The sequence below is a fragment of the Mycobacterium sp. IDUB_37 genome, assembly GCF_055419245.1.
Window position 1 is genome coordinate 341,420 of the sequence record NZ_JBVAXG010000005.1, and the last position, 13,527, is coordinate 354,946.

At 64.9% G+C, this 13,527-nt stretch carries 14 protein-coding genes; 3 read left to right on the forward strand and 11 right to left on the reverse strand.

Annotated elements, in window-relative coordinates:
• Window positions 1-8 precede the first annotated feature (8 nt).
• The 4 genes from ACZY1I_RS19400 to ACZY1I_RS19415 form a co-directional block, all read right to left on the reverse strand.
• The gene (locus ACZY1I_RS19400; protein ID WP_463756304.1) at window positions 9-1,211 is read right to left on the reverse strand and encodes a lipid-transfer protein; all 1,203 of its coding nucleotides are present in this window, start codon (window positions 1,209-1,211) and stop codon (window positions 9-11) included.
• 114 nt (window positions 1,212-1,325) lie between these two features.
• Window positions 1,326-2,225, reverse strand: a complete 900-nt coding sequence (gene truB, locus ACZY1I_RS19405; protein ID WP_463756086.1) for a tRNA pseudouridine(55) synthase TruB — start codon at window positions 2,223-2,225, stop codon at window positions 1,326-1,328.
• Entirely contained in the window at window positions 2,222-2,905 is a 684-nt protein-coding gene (pptT, locus tag ACZY1I_RS19410; RefSeq protein WP_463756087.1) for a 4'-phosphopantetheinyl transferase PptT, read from the reverse strand. The genes truB and pptT overlap by 4 nt, the downstream gene beginning before the upstream one ends.
• Complete coding sequence (locus ACZY1I_RS19415) at window positions 2,902-3,867, reverse strand: metallophosphoesterase family protein (protein WP_463756088.1); 966 nt, start codon at window positions 3,865-3,867, stop codon at window positions 2,902-2,904. Before ACZY1I_RS19415 ends, pptT begins: the two co-directional genes overlap by 4 nt.
• A gap of 213 nt (window positions 3,868-4,080) precedes the next feature.
• Between ACZY1I_RS19415 and ACZY1I_RS19420 the strand changes: the two genes are divergently transcribed.
• Both ACZY1I_RS19420 and ACZY1I_RS19425 read left to right on the forward strand, forming a co-directional pair.
• Window positions 4,081-4,656, forward strand: a complete 576-nt coding sequence (locus ACZY1I_RS19420; protein WP_463756089.1) for a DUF3558 domain-containing protein — start codon at window positions 4,081-4,083, stop codon at window positions 4,654-4,656.
• Window positions 4,657-4,678: 22 nt separating this feature from the next.
• The gene (locus ACZY1I_RS19425; protein ID WP_463756090.1) at window positions 4,679-6,388 is read left to right on the forward strand and encodes a CocE/NonD family hydrolase; all 1,710 of its coding nucleotides are present in this window, start codon (window positions 4,679-4,681) and stop codon (window positions 6,386-6,388) included.
• Here the strand turns inward: ACZY1I_RS19425 and ACZY1I_RS19430 are convergent.
• Window positions 6,347-6,892, reverse strand: coding sequence for a DUF1802 family protein (locus tag ACZY1I_RS19430; RefSeq protein ID WP_463756091.1), 546 nt, complete (start codon window positions 6,890-6,892; stop codon window positions 6,347-6,349). The genes ACZY1I_RS19425 and ACZY1I_RS19430 overlap by 42 nt on opposite strands.
• A complete protein-coding gene (locus tag ACZY1I_RS19435; protein ID WP_463756092.1) occupies window positions 6,889-7,158 on the reverse strand; it encodes a DUF2277 domain-containing protein in 270 nt (89 codons plus the stop codon). Before ACZY1I_RS19435 ends, ACZY1I_RS19430 begins: the two co-directional genes overlap by 4 nt.
• 58 nt (window positions 7,159-7,216) lie before the next feature.
• On the opposite strand from ACZY1I_RS19435, the gene ACZY1I_RS19440 reads away from it, so the two are divergent.
• On the forward strand, window positions 7,217-7,966 hold the full coding sequence (locus ACZY1I_RS19440; RefSeq protein WP_463756093.1) for an enoyl-CoA hydratase: 750 nt from the start codon (window positions 7,217-7,219) through the stop codon (window positions 7,964-7,966).
• Here ACZY1I_RS19440 and ACZY1I_RS19445 read toward each other — a convergent pair.
• The 5 genes from ACZY1I_RS19445 to ACZY1I_RS19465 form a co-directional block, all read right to left on the reverse strand.
• Complete coding sequence (locus ACZY1I_RS19445) at window positions 7,963-9,048, reverse strand: ABC transporter ATP-binding protein (protein WP_463756095.1); 1,086 nt, start codon at window positions 9,046-9,048, stop codon at window positions 7,963-7,965. The two genes, ACZY1I_RS19440 and ACZY1I_RS19445, sit on opposite strands and share 4 nt — an antisense overlap.
• Entirely contained in the window at window positions 9,041-10,360 is a 1,320-nt protein-coding gene (locus ACZY1I_RS19450) for an ABC transporter substrate-binding protein (protein WP_463756097.1), read from the reverse strand. Before ACZY1I_RS19450 ends, ACZY1I_RS19445 begins: the two co-directional genes overlap by 8 nt.
• A 2-nt stretch (window positions 10,361-10,362) precedes the next feature.
• Window positions 10,363-11,196 carry a carbohydrate ABC transporter permease gene (locus ACZY1I_RS19455; protein ID WP_463756099.1) on the reverse strand — a complete coding sequence of 278 codons (834 nt, stop codon included), beginning with the start codon at window positions 11,194-11,196 and terminating at the stop codon, window positions 10,363-10,365.
• Complete coding sequence (locus tag ACZY1I_RS19460; RefSeq protein WP_463756100.1) at window positions 11,193-12,092, reverse strand: carbohydrate ABC transporter permease; 900 nt, start codon at window positions 12,090-12,092, stop codon at window positions 11,193-11,195. Before ACZY1I_RS19460 ends, ACZY1I_RS19455 begins: the two co-directional genes overlap by 4 nt.
• A 114-nt stretch (window positions 12,093-12,206) precedes the next feature.
• The gene (locus ACZY1I_RS19465; protein ID WP_463756305.1) at window positions 12,207-13,517 is read right to left on the reverse strand and encodes an MATE family efflux transporter; all 1,311 of its coding nucleotides are present in this window, start codon (window positions 13,515-13,517) and stop codon (window positions 12,207-12,209) included.
• Window positions 13,518-13,527: the final 10 nt, after the last annotated feature.

The window sequence follows — 13,527 nt, forward strand, 5'->3', positions numbered from 1 at the left end:
TGTGCGGTTCAGCGCTCGGCGCGCTGGTATGCGGTGACGACGGCGGCGCCGCCCAAGCCGATGTTGTGTTGCAGGGCCGCAGTCACGTTGTCGACCTGGCGCTTGTCGGCGGTGCCGCGCAATTGCCAGGTCAGCTCGGAGCACTGCGCCAGGCCGGTCGCGCCCAGCGGGTGGCCCTTGGAGATCAGACCGCCTGAAGGGTTCACCACCCAGCGTCCGCCGTAGGTGGTCTGGTTGTCGTCGACCAGTTTCGGCGCCTCGCCCTCGCCGCACAGGCCGAGCGCTTCGTAGAGCAACAGTTCGTTGGCGGAGAAGCAGTCGTGCAGTTCGATCACCTGGAAGTCTTCCGGGCCCAGCCCGGACTGCTGGTAAACCTGCTGCGCGGCTTGCACATTCATGTCATGGCCGATCACGTTGCGGGCACTGCCGTCGAACGTGGACGCGAAGTCCGTGGTCATCGCCTGCCCGACGATTTCCACCGCCTGCCCGGCCAGATCGTGTTGGGTGACATATTCCTCGCTGGCCAGCACCACCGCGGCCGAACCGTCGGAAGTGGGCGAGCATTGGAGCTTGGTCAGCGGGTCGGAAATCATCTTGGCGGCCAGGATGTCGTCCAGGGTGTACTCCTCCTGGAACTGCGCGTACGGGTTGTTCACCGAGTGCTTGTGGTTCTTGAAACCGATCTTGGCGAAATGCTCAGCCGTGGTGCCGTATTTCTTCATGTGCTCGCGGCCCGCCGCCCCGAACATCCACGGCGCCACCGGAAATGCGAACTCGTCGATCTCGGCCAGTGCCTTGACGTGCCGGCCCAGTGGCGACTCGCGGTCGGTGGCGCCGCCGGCGAGCGCGCCCGGTTGCATCTTCTCGAAACCCAGCGACAGCACGCAGTCGGCCAACCCGCCACGGATCGCCTGAGCGCCCAGGTACAGCGCGGTGGATCCCGTCGAACAGTTGTTGTTGACGTTGACGATCGGAATGCCGGTCAAGCCGAGTTCGTAAAGAGCGCGGTTCCCGGACGTGGAGTCGCCCGAGCAGTAGCCGACATAACCCTGCTCGACCTCGGAGTAGTCGACGCCGGCATCCTGTAACGCTTTGGTGCCCGATTCCTTGGCCATCTGCGGGTAGTCCCAGCCTTCGCGGCGCCCCGGCTTCTCGAATTTCGTCATGCCGACACCGACGACAAAAACTTTGTTGGCTGTCCTTTTAGGCATCTTGCTAGACATAGTGGGCCCCTTCGCACACGCAACCTTTCTTCCAGTGTGCAACCTGGCGACGTGCGGCCATGGACCGGGGGGCGTTACAGGGTGGGCCGAATCTTTTTACCCCTACAAAGAAGCCGGACGGACCACCACCACCGACCTGGTCCGCGACCCCTCGTCACGCAACAGGGCGATCACCCGGCCGTCCGGGTCGCTGGCCGCGTAGGTGCCGTCGATGCCGGCCGGCTGCAGAGCCCGACCGTTGCGCGCGGAATCGGCCTCTTCAGGCGTCAGATCGCGGCGCGGAAACATCAGCAGGCAGGTTTCGTCGAGGGTCAGGCTCAGCCGCGGACCGTCCGCCAAATCGTCGAGCGATACCGCCTGGCTGAGGTCGAAGCGACCGACCCGGGTCCGCCGCAATGATGTCAGATGGCCACCCACTGCCAGCGCATCGCCGAGATCGCGGGCCAGCGCGCGGATGTAGGTGCCTGAAGAGCAGTCGACATTGACGTCCAGGTCGATCAGCCCGGCGGAGCGTCGCGTCGCAAGCACCTCGAAGCGGTCGATGCGTACCGGCCGTGCCTCGAGTTCGACGGCGTGGCCTTCGCGGGCCAATTGATATGCGCGCCGGCCGCCGATCTTGATCGCACTGACCGTCGACGGCACCTGCTTGATGTCTCCGCGCAGCGGCTGCAGCGCGGCGGCGATGGCTTCATCTGTGACGTGTTCAGCCGAAACAGACTGCAGCAGTTCGCCTTCGGCGTCCTCAGTGGAAGTCGACTGACCCAGTCGGATGGTGGCCGCATACGACTTGGAGGTCGCCGTCAGCAGCCCCAGGATCTTGGTGGCTCGCTCTATCCCAATGACCAGCACACCGGTGGCCATCGGGTCCAGCGTCCCGGCGTGGCCCACCTTGCGGGTCCCGAAGATACGTCGGCACCGCCCCACTACGTCGTGACTGGTCATGCCGGCCGGTTTGTCGACGACCACGACTCCCGGCGCGGGTGCGGGACCCGATGGGCTCATAGCACGATCGCGGTGAGCACCAGATCCCGCTCGACCGACCAGCGACCGGCGAGCGACACCAGGGGCGGCCCCGACAGGGCTGCCGGGTCGATCAGGATGCGGGACACGAATCGCCCCGTCACGCCCGACGGGTCGGCCTCGAAAGTGATGTGCGCGTCCTCGAAACCCAGCCAGCGCTTGGTCAGCGGAAACCATGCCTTGTACGTTGCCTCTTTGGCGCAGAACAGAATTCGATCCCAATGCAATCCGGCAGGCATCGCCCGGGGCATCTCGGCGCGCTCCGCAGGCAGGCTGATCGCGTCCAGCACACCTTGGGGCAGCACGTCATGTGGTTCGGCGTCGATCCCCACCGAGCGCACCGCCTCGCCGCGTCCGACCACCGCTCCGCGGTAGCCGGTGCAGTGGGTGAGACTGCCGACGACGCCGTCGGGCCAGCACGGTTCTCCCTTGTCGCCCTTGAGGATCGGCACCGGCGGCACGCCCAGCTCGCCCAACGCGATGCGGGCACAGTGCCGCACGGTGATGAACTCGTTGCGCCGCTTGGCCACCGATTTTGCGATCAGCGGCTCTTCTTCGGCCAGCGGAGTGAGCCCGGGCGGGTCCGAGTACAGCTCGGCGTACGCCATGTCATCAACCAGGGTGCCAGGCAACAGCGCCGACACCAGCGTGCCCGCCGTCACCGCTCCTGCCGCTGCCGCAGCTTTTCCCTGAACTGGGCAGCCTGCGCCTTCATTTCCGGAGTGATCACGAAGTGGCCGCCGAAATCATTGAGGTATCCGGGCGCGTACTGCGGATCCGGCAAAACCTGACGCAGCCAGCTGTAGGGCTTACGGCGCCGCCATTCCCGCGGATAACCGACCGACACCTCTTCGAATCGCACGTCGTCGTACCAGGTGGTCCGTGGAATGTGCAGGTGACCGTAAACCGAGCAGATCGCGTTGTAACGGGTGTGCCAGTCCGCGGTCTTGGTGGTGCCGCACCAGAGCGAGAACTCGGGGTAGAAGAGCGCGTCGCAGGGTTCGCGCACCAATGGGAAGTGGTTCACCAGCACCGTCGGCTGCATCCAGTCCAGCTGTTCCAGTCGCGTGCGTGTCTTGGCGACCCGATCGCGGCACCAGGCGTCGCGGGTGGGGTACGGCTCCGGTGAGAGCAGAAACTCATCGGTGCACACCACGTTGCGTTCTTTGGCGATGGCCATGCCTTCGGCTTTGCTGTTGGCCCCGGCTGGCAAGAATGTGTAGTCGTACAGCAGGAACATCGGCACGATGGTCGCGGGACCACCCCGTTCGGTCCACACCGGATAGGGGTGTTCGGGGGTGACGACGCCCAACTCGTCGCACATGTTGACCAGGTAGTCGTAGCGGGACCGCCCGAAGATCTGCATCGGGTCCTTATTAGTGGTCCACAGCTCGTGGTTGCCCGGCACCCAGATCACCTTCGCGAACCGCCGCCGCAACAGATCCAGGGCCCAGCGGATCTCGTCGGTGCGTTCTGCGACGTCGCCGCAGACGATCAGCCAGTCGTCCGGCGACGACGGGTGCAGCGACTCGGTGACAGGCTTGTTGCCGAGGTGCCCGGTATGCAGGTCCGAGACAGCCCACAGCGTCGGTTGTCCTGCGCCGGTCGGCTCATGCCCTGCCACGATTAACCACCCTAGCGACCCGATGCGAATGGGTTCATCGTGGCGGGCCCGACGGTGGCGACCCGCTGCACCCGGCTTCGCCGCGTTTGCGATCGCCACGGGCCCGACGGTGGCGACTGGAACAAGTTCTGGTTTTGCTGTGACTGCGTCGGCGCTACTTGTACACTCCCCGCAGTAGGACCGCCCGCCACAGAGCAGAGAGCAGGGGGTGTCGTGTTCGCCAAGGTGCGTTTGGCTGCAGCAGTTGGTTCGCTGATAACAGCAATCACGTTGGGGTGGCAGTACGCGCCGCCGGTACCCACCGCCCGCGGGCCCGTCGAACTGCGATCGACCGCGCAGCCGATGGAAACCACGATGAAAAGCCCCATCGTGGCCACTACGGACCCGAGTCCGTTCGATCCGTGTCGCGACATCCCGTACGACGTCATTGCGGGCAAGGGGCTGGCGTTCACCCCGCCGGAACCCCAGGAAGGGCTGCGCTGCCAGTTCGACGCCGGGAATTACCAACTCGCCGTCGAGCCCATCATCTGGCGGACCTACGCACAGACGCTCCCGCCGGACGCCGTCGAGACAACGATCCAGGGCCACCGCGCCGCGCAGTACTGGACGCTGAAGCCGACCTATCACAACAGCTACTGGTACATCTCCTGCATGGTGACGTTCAAGACGAGCTACGGCGTCATCCAGCAGTCGCTGTTCTACTCGACGGTCTACTCCGAGCCCGACGTCGACTGCCCGTCCACCAACCTGCAGCGCGCCAACGAACTCGCTCCTTTCTACAAGTTCTGACGCGTTTCCCTAACCTGGGAATGTGACCACTACATCGACCGGGCGTGAACAGGCGAAGCTACGCACGCTGACCACGGGAGTCGGCATCAAAGCCGCCCAAGGTGCACTGGGCGTCGCGCTGGGACTGCCGCGCGCTACCACCACCTACACCGTGAATCGCGTCCGAATTCCGATGCGCGACGGCGTCGACCTGGTAGGCGACCACTACGCACCCGAGACCTCGACCCCCGCCGGGACTCTGCTCGCCCGTGGCCCATACGGTCGCAAATTCCCGTTCAACCTGGCCTTCGCCAGGCTGTACGCCGCGCGCGGCTACCACGTGGTGCTGCAGAGCGTGCGAGGAACCTTCGGGTCAGCCGGCCAGTTCGAGCCGATGGTCAACGAAGCCGCCGACGGCGCCGACACGGTCGAGTGGCTCCGTCAAGAGCCGTGGTTCACCGGCAGCTTCGCCACCATCGGCCTGTCCTATCTGGGCTTCACCCAGTGGGCGCTGCTGCAGGACCCACCGCCCGAACTGGCTGCCGCAGTCATCATGGTGGGACCGCACGATTTCCGAGATTCAACATGGGGCACCGGCACATTCGCGGTGAACGATTTTCTCGGCTGGAGCGACATGGTGGCCCGGCAGGAGGAGCCGGGGCTCATCCGGGCGGGTATCCGCCAGCTGCGGTCGCCGCGCCGGGTCGAACGCGCGGTCACCGAGGTGCCGATGGGGCGCGCGGCCCGAACGCTGCTCGGCGAGGGTGCGCCCTGGTTCGAATCGTGGGTGGAGCACACCGACGCCGCCGACCCGTTCTGGGACAAAGTGCGCTTCCCCGATGCATTGGACCGCGTCAATGTGCCGGTGCTGCTGCTCAGTGGCTGGCAAGACATTTTTCTGCGCCAGACCCTGCATCAGTATCGCCACCTACGCGACCGCGGAGTGAACGTCGCCCTGACGGTGGGACCGTGGACACATACCCAGATGCTCACCAAGGGCTTGGCCATTTGCTCCCAGGAATCCCTGGACTGGCTCGGCGCATATCTCGGCAACGGAGCTGCGCTGCGCCGCCCAACGCCGGTGCACGCCTTCGTCACGGGTGAGGGTTGGCGAGATCTGCAGGATTGGCCGCCGACGACTACACAGCGCCCGTTCTACCTGCAGCCCTACGGACATCTGGGCGGGAACCCGCCGGAAACCAAGACTCGGCCGGCGTCGTTTCGCTACAACCCAGCGCACCCGACACCCACCATCGGCGGACCGCTGCTGTCGCCCAAGGGCGGTTACCGCGACGACACCAGCCTGGCGCAGCGGGACGACGTACTGAGCTTCACCAGCGCCACCCTGATCCAGGATCTGTTCGTGCACGGCAACCCCGTGATCGAGTTGGCGCACAGCTCGGACAACCCCAATGTCGACCTGTTCGTCCGGGTCAGCGAGGTCGACATCAAGGGCCGATCACGAAACGTGAGCGACGGCTATCGCCGCCTCGGGGACGGGGCGCGCGACGTAACCGTGGAACTCGACGCCGTCGCGCACCGGTTCAAAGTCGGGTCCCGGATCCGGGTACTGATCACCGGCAGCTGGTTCCCGCGGTATGCCCGCAATTTGGGCACCCCAGATCCGGTGCTGACCGGGTATCAGCTCAAGCCGGCCACCCATTCGGTGCACTTCGGCGAGTCGCGGTTGCTGCTTCCGGTGGAAGCGGACTCAGCCGACGGCGGCGCGGACTCGGTCGGCGATCTCGACTAACGCGTTGTCAGCACGCACCGGAGTCGCCAGTTGCGCCTCGACGGGTAGCTGCACCCAGCTCGCGCAACCCGCATAGTCCGGGGTGCGGGCCAGCCGCACCGGATCTGCCAACGGAATCGCGGAGACCACGAGCACAGCGAGCTTGTGTTTGGGCCGGAAGTCGAGACGGTCGGTTCGCACCGAGTCGGCGGTCCAGATGTGCAGATCCTCGATCTGCGACAACCCCTCAGGGCGGTTAACCGGCAGTGCAGCAACAACTTTGGCGGCGGCGCGCACCGTGACGTGGTCCTCGGTGCTGTCGGCGAGTGCAGTTGCCAGCAGGTCCTGGTGCTCGGGCCGGACGCGCTCGCTGTGGCTGTGCGCGACCGTCGGGAACAGCAGGAACTCCTGCGCCGCGACCTCGAAGCGCTTCTCGCCGATGCCGCCCTTGCGCAGGAGTATGGTCTGACGCCCATCGAGTAGCGCGTGCACGGCTGCGCTCCACTCTTTGAGGGCGGGCATCACGTCGATCTCGCCAGCCGGGCCACGACCTCGGGCCGCCGCAGCGGCGGCACCGTCTTGGGCGGCTGGCGGCGCGCAGGCAACGCTTCCAGCAGTCGCGTCGTCGTCGCGGTGACCTCGGCGACCGCGGCTTCGAACGCGTCGACGTTGGCCGCCGACGGATGCGTGATGCCGCTGACTTTGCGCACATACTGGCGCGCGGCGGCCGCGATCTCCTGGGCAGTGGCCGGCGGCTCCAGCCCGCGCAGTTCAGTGATGTTCCGGCACATGGTGTCCACGATAGGCGCAGCCTAGAGCCCGCGAAGGCGACTAGCTACGGTGAAGGCCATGACCGACGACATCCTGCTGATCGACACCGACGAGCGGGTACGCACCCTGACCCTCAACCGGCCGAAATCCCGCAACGCGCTGTCCTCGGCGCTGCGGGACCAATTTTTCGGCGCGCTGGCTGACGCAGAGTCCGACGCCGACGTCGACGTCGTCATCGTTACCGGCGCCGATCCGGTTTTCTGTGCCGGACTGGATCTCAAGGAATTGGGCGGGCAGACCGCACTTCCCGACATCTCCCCGCGGTGGCCGGCCCTGACGAAACCGGTGATCGGTGCCATCAACGGCGCCGCGGTAACCGGCGGCCTCGAGTTGACGTTGTACTGCGACATCCTGATCGCCTCCGAACAGGCCAGCTTCGCCGACACACACGCCCGCGTCGGTCTACTGCCGACCTGGGGGCTCAGCGTGCGCCTACCGCAGAAGGTGGGCGTGGGTCTGGCTCGGCGGATGAGCATGACCGGCGACTACCTCTCGGCAGCCGACGCGCTGCGCGCCGGTCTGGTCACCGAGGTGGTGCCGCACGAGCAGTTGCTGCCCGCCGCACGCCGGGTCGCGGCGTCCATCGTCGGCAACAACCAGAATGCGGTCCGTGCCCTGCTGGCGTCCTATCACCGCATCGATGACGCACAGACCGGCGGCGGGCTCTGGCTGGAAGCGACTGCGGCACGGCAGTTCCGGACCAGTGGCGACGACATCGCCGCCAACCGGGAGGCGGTGCTGCAACGCGGACGCTCGCAGGTCCGCTAGCTTAGTGTCCGTAGCCCGGTCCGGCTGTCGAAGAAGCAGACTTCGAGCGGGTGCGGCACGATCGCCAGGGAGTCACCGATTCGCACCGAGGCGTGCCGATCGGTCCGAAAGACGATGCGTTGGGCGTCGGACGACCAACTAGTTTGCAGCAACGGCGTTGCGTAGACGAAAGATTCGAATCCGAGCTCCTCGACGAGCTCGACACGAACCTGCAACGAGCCTGGGGTGTCGCCCGGTACCAAGTCCCAGGACTCCGGGCGCACCCCGACCAGCACCCGTTCCGCCGTCCCACGCGGAACTGGTATCGCCAGGTCCGGAGACTTCAACACGCCGTCGGCCACGACCGCATCGATGATGTTCATCGATGGAGTTCCGATGAAGGTGGCAACGAAAGTGTTGACCGGGTTGTCATACAGCGCTCGCGGTGTGTCAACCTGTTGCAGCACACCGTCTTTGAGCACCGCTACCCGGTCCCCCATCGTCATCGCTTCCACTTGATCGTGTGTGACGTAGACGGTGGTGGTGCCCAGCTGACGCTGCAACCCCGAGATCTGCGATCGGGTGCTGACCCGCAACTTGGCATCCAGATTGGACAGGGGCTCGTCCATGCAGAACACCTGCGGTCGGCGCACGATCGCACGCCCCATCGCCACGCGCTGGCGTTGACCCCCGGACAGCTTCGACGGTTTACGGTCAAGCAGCTCAGTCAGTTCCAGCATCTCGGCGACTTCCAGGACGCGTTGCCGGGTGTCGGCCCGCGAGACGCCCGCATTGCGCAGTGCGAACCCCATGTTCGCGGCCACCGTCATGTTCGGGTACAGCGCGTAGTTCTGGAAGACCATCGCGACGTCGCGCGCCCGAGGCGGCAGGTCAGTCACATCCGTGTCGCCGATGGTGATGCTGCCGCTCTCCGCCGATTCCAGACCCGCCAGCATCCGGAGGGTGGTGGACTTGCCGCAACCGGAAGGTCCTACGAGCACCAGGAATTCGCCGTCTGCGACCTCGAGATCGAGGCTGTCGACCGCTGGCCTTTCGGCACCGGCATAACGGTGGGTGACCGCGCGGTACTGCACTCTAGCCATGGGCGACACCCGGCAGCTTCCGCAGGATCTGCCGGTCGTAGATGACTTGCAGTTGCTCTTCGACACGGCCGAATGTTGCTTTGACGTCGGATCCCTTCAGTCCTATGGACTCCAGTGCGGCAGCGATGATGCGGTCACCTCCGGGAAGAAACACGCGGGCGTAGTCCTGCGGACGGGTGTGTGCGAGCTGGTCCAGCGCCACCCGGGCGCGCGGATTGTCAGCCATGAATCGTTGCTCGGCCGGGTCGTTGAGCGCGGACTTCCGTACCGCCAGATACCCGGTGCGCCGACCGAAGTAAGCGGTGTTGTCCGGATTCGTCATGAATTGAATGAACTTGACCGCATTCAGCTTTCGCTCCTGTGACAACTTCGCCGGAATCGCGAGTCCCGCGCCGCCGGTCGGGCATGCAGGTGCTCCGTTGGGACCGGTGGGCAACGGTGCCGCTCCGAAATCGAATCTCGACGCGGCAGTGATTCCCACCAGTGCACCCGTCGATGCCACCGTCGAAGCCAGGATGCCGGTGGCGAACTCGTTGGCGACGTTGTTGGCGACCACCGCGTAACGCTTGCCATGGATGGAGTCGCGTAGAAATTCTCCTGCTGCGATCGTCGCCGGGTCGGTGAACTTCAGCGTCCACTTGTCGGAGTAAGCGCCACCGAATGACCAGTTGGGGCCTTCGAAAGTCCATGAGATTGCTGCGGAATTGGCCCATCCGTGCGCGAAGTTTCCGTCGCCCACGATGCGCTGCAACCGCGGTCCCCATTCGTCGAACTCCTGCCACGAGGCGGGGCCACGGTCCGGCAGACCGGCCCGTTCCCACCTCGCCTTGTTGTAGTAGAAGAGTGGAGTCGAGCGTGCATAGGGCAGCGCGTAGTGGTGGCCGTTGAACTCGTAGTCCGCCAACAGTGAGTCCACGTAGTCCGAGGTGTCCACGCCCAGCTGAGCGAACAAGTCGTCCAGCGGCGCGAGAACCCCACTGAGGGCGAAGTGGAACCACCAAATGTCGTCTAGCACAACGACGTCGGGCACGTCGGTGCCGATCAGTGCCGCGTTGAACTTCTGCGCCACTTCGTCGTAGTCCTTGCCTGCGTCGATCAACTTGACCTGCAGGCCGGGAAACTGCTGATGGAAACGGCCGATCAGCTCCCGCTCCACCGCCAGCGACAGGCCGGGATGGTTGGACCAGAACGCAATTGGCCCATTCCCCGACTTGATCGACACACCACCGCCCATGCCCGCGCACCCGGTCGCCGTTGCGGTGCCGGCCGCAGCCGCCAGCGACAGGAAATGTCTGCGGTTCATGGGATTCACGGCTAACCTTTGACCGCTCCGGAGGTGAGGCCCTTGATCATCTGCCGCTGCAGCGCGATGAAGATGACCAGGATGGGCAACATCGCCAACAGCGTCACCGCCATCACCGGGCCCCAGTTCGTCACACCCTCGGATTGCTGCAGGAAGGTCAGCCCTACCGGAAGTGGGGCCACCGACTCGTCATCGGACATCAGGAATGGCCAGAGGTATTCGTTCCATTCGTTGACGACCGTGATGATGCCGAACGCCACCATGGTGGGACCCGACATGGGCAGCACCACCCGCAGTAGCAATTGCCACCAACGCGCACCATCCATCCGCGCTGCTTCGATGACCTCGGTGGGCAGCGACAGAAAGTGGTTGCGCATCAGGAACGTTCCGAACGCGACACCGGCCAACGGCAGGATGATGCCCGGAAAGGTATTACGCAGCCCCAACTGAGATATCAACGTGTAGTTGGAGATAACGGTGATCTGATTGGGCACCATCAGTGCGGCGATGATCACCAGAAACACCACGTTGCTGCCCGGAAACCGAGTGAACACCAAGCCGAACGCGCTGAGCACGCCCAGCACGAACTTCACCGCTGCCAGTGCGGAAGTGATGATCACGGAGTTCCGCAGGAACGTCCAGAACGGAATCTGTTGCGTGGCGGTCCGATAATTCTGCGGGTGCCAATGCGGCGGCCACCAGGTGGTCGGTTGCGAGTAGACATCGGGTTGATACTTGAACGAGGTGAAGAACACGAAGGTCAACGGTCCGGCGATCAGCACCAGCACCAACAGCATCGCGACGTAACCGAGCAGGCGCGCGGGCCGCAATCGATCGGAAGTCATTGGCGTTGTTCCCGATCCATCACGCGTACCTGGTAATAGGTGACGGCCAACAGCACCAGGAACATGATCGTGGCGACGGTGGCGCCGTAGCCGGCGCGAAAATTCCTGAACGTCTCCAGATACACCTGGAACACCATGGTGGTGGTGCCGGTTCCTTCCGGGCCACCCCGCGTCATCACGTTGATGACGTCGAAGACCTGTAGTGAGTTGATGAGCACGGTGATCGACAAGAAGAACGTGGTGGGCCGCAGTTGCGGCAACAGCACCCGACGGAATTTGGTCCATCGGCTGGCACCGTCGATTTCCGCCGCTTCCAACAGGTCTCGGCGCACACCCTGCAATGCGGCCAGATAGATGACGAAGGTGTACCCGAGATTTTTCCAGACGTAGGTGACCGTCACCATGAACATCGCCCAGTGCGCGTCCTGGTAGAAGTCCGGCACACCCAATCCGACACGGCGCAACAGGTCCTGGATCAGGCCGAAGTGCGGATCGAACACGAATTGCGCTGCCAGTCCGATGGCCGCACCAGAGATCACGAAGGGGGCAAAAACCGTAGAACGCACCAGGTTTCGTCCGCGCAACGGCTGGTCGAGCAGCAACGCGAGCGCCAATCCGAGCACCATCGAGCCAACCACCGCTGACACGGTGAAAACGGCCGTATTGAGCACGATCTGGCCGGTGTCGGAACGGGTGAACCACTCTGCGTAGTTGGAGAATCCAACGAAGTGTGCCTCGGGATCGGAGATGTTCCAGTCGAAGAACGACAGCCTGATGTTGTCGGCCAGTGGCCGATAAATGAACAGCAGCAACAGTGCCACATTGGGACCGACGAGGACGACGAACAGTGCGTAGTCCGCCCACGATCGGTGTCGCCGGGGTCGCGTGACCGTCACCGGCGCAGTCTAGCCTTGGATCTACAGGGCTGCCGGGAGTGAATTCTGCGACGCAACACGCGGGGTTTGCGTTGCAGCATCCACTTTCGCCGCAGAGGCAAGACCAGTGCGCGGCTATGCCGTTCCGGTGACGACCCACCGTCCAGAGAGCACCCGCCATCCCCCGAAGATCAACCGCAACACGATGAAGGTGCTCAATCCGGACCAGATGCCGGTCAGCCCCCACCCGTAGGCCAGCGACAGCCAGATCAACGGCAGGAAGCCCAGCAACGCGCTCACAACGGTGGCGGTCCGCATGAATGCGGCATCACCAGCGCCTAACAGCACGCCGTCGAGGGCGAAAACTATTCCGGCGACCGGTAACTGGGCCACCATGAACCACCACGGCACCCCGATCGCCGCAAGCACCGATTGATCGTCAGTGAAAAGATCGGGCAGCACCGAGGCACCCGCTGCGAAGAACCCGGCCAGAATCGTGGCGGCAAGGGCGGAAAACGCGGTCACCCGCCGGGCCACCGACTCGGCATGGGCGGCCTCACCGGCCCCCAGTGCCGCGCCGACCAATGTCTGCGCTGCGACGGCCAGCGAATCGAGTACCAGGGCCAAGAAGGTCCAGAGCTGCAACACCACTTGATGTGCAGCGAGCGCGGCGACGCCGAACCTGGCTGCCACCGCGCCCGCGGAAACGAAACACACCTGGAAGGCCAGACTCCGCACAAAGAGGTCGCGGCCCATCGCCAACTGGGCGCGCAGCACCGCGCGATCCGGCCGCAGTGACACCCGCTCAACCAGCAACACACTCAGAAACAGCGAGGCCGCCAGCCACTGACCGACCAGATTGGCCACCGCCGAACCAGACAGTCCCCAGCGGGGAAACCCCAGCCAGCCGTACACCAGCAGCGGACACAGCATTGCCGAGAGCCCGAACCCGAGGAGGACGAACCGAAGTGGCCGCACCTGATTCTGGACACCGCGCATCCAGCCGTTTCCGGCCAGCGAGATCAAAATCGCGGGCGCGCCCAGGATCGCGATCCGCAACCACGGCAACGCCGTGGCGGCAATATCGTCGCCGCCCGACTTGGCGCCGGTGACGACCGACAACAGCGGCGCGGCGGTCGCCTCCACCAGTACCACGATCAACGCGCCCAGACCCAACGCCAACCACGTCGCCTGAACACCTTCGGCGACGGCCGCCCCACGATTGCCGGCCCCGAAGTGCCGGGCCGACCTCGACGTCGTGGCGTAGGAAAGAAAGACCAGTTGGGAGCCGATCAAGCCGAGCACCAGGCTGCCGATGGCCAGGCCGGCCAAAGACAGCGCCCCGAGTCGACCCACCACCGCGAGGTCGAACAGCAGATATAAAGGCTCGGCGGCCAGCACGCCAAGCGCTGGTAGGGCCAACGCTGCGATACGCCGACCGCCCACGGGAGGTGGG